The 1,126-nt window shown below is 50.7% G+C and carries 1 protein-coding gene; it reads left to right on the top strand.

Annotated features, from left to right (window positions below):
* Positions 1-863: RimK family alpha-L-glutamate ligase (locus A3751_RS21100; protein ID WP_068458793.1), on the top strand; the 863-nt coding region annotated here is incomplete at its 5' end.
* Between the last annotated feature and the right edge of the window lie 263 nt (positions 864-1,126).

Here is a 1,126-nt window from a genome sequence, read left to right as displayed (position 1 = left end):
GCGATAAAAAAGATGTTCTTCCGGCAATAGAACGCGTGGGCGGAGCGCCAGTCATTATCAAGCTTATCGAAGGTACTCAAGGTATCGGTGTACTTTTGGCTGAGACTGTGAATATGGCCGAGTCGATTATTGAGTTACTTCAAAGCCAAAAACAAAATGTTCTCATTCAAAAATTTGTTGCCGAAAGTAAGGGCAAAGACATTCGTGCGATCGTGGTGGGTGATCGTGTTGTTGCCGCGATGCGACGAGTCGCTCAGGGGCAAGAGTTTCGGAGCAATGTTCACCGTGGGGGAATTGCCGAGGCCGTTGAGCTCTCACAAGATTATATCGACACCGCGGTTCGCGCGACGCAGATAATGGGGCTGACAGTGGCCGGCGTCGATATGCTCGAAAGCGCGAGTGGCCCTCAGATCATGGAGGTAAATTCTTCGCCTGGGCTTGAAGGTATCGAAACGTGCACCGGCCTTGATGTCGCCGGCGCGATCATCGACTACATCGCGGCACAAGTTGATTTCCCGGAAATCGACGTGCGTCAACGGTTGACCGTTAGTCGTGGCTACGGCGTTGGTGAAATTTACATTCCCGAAGGCTCAAATTTTGTTGGCAAAACCATACTCGAAACACAGCTTCAAGAACAGGACGTGAACGTTCTCACCCTTTACAGGGGAGCAAAAGTGATCCCTAACCCCAGAAAAGACAGGCTACTAGAGCCGGAAGATAAGCTGCTCTGTTTTGGACGCATGGAGGTTATGCGCGGCATGGTACCCGCTAAGACGCGCAAACGTCGTCGACCTAAAGTCATTGATCTACCTGAGAGCGTGAGTGGTCAACCACCCTATTCCGACAACCCTGAACTCAAATAGTGCACAAGACACTGCTAGCGTGCTTTCACTCGAAAAGCGCGCTGCAGTGTGGCAGCATAAGAACTCTCTTAACAGCATAATAATAACGATGTTACGCAAGTTCTTTCTAAGCGCTCTATTGCCACTTATTGTCCTAGGTCTTTCGGCGTGCGCGACGAAATTTGACCGAACGAATATCCAGCCGGGCCAGCGTGTTGATGGGCCAGCCATTTCTCTAGTAGTTCCCACGAGTAAGTCCTGGTTTGCTGTCGATTATGGCACCG

The organism is Oleiphilus sp. HI0080 (genome assembly GCF_001635135.1).
This window is presented reverse-complemented; position numbering and strand designations above follow the sequence as displayed.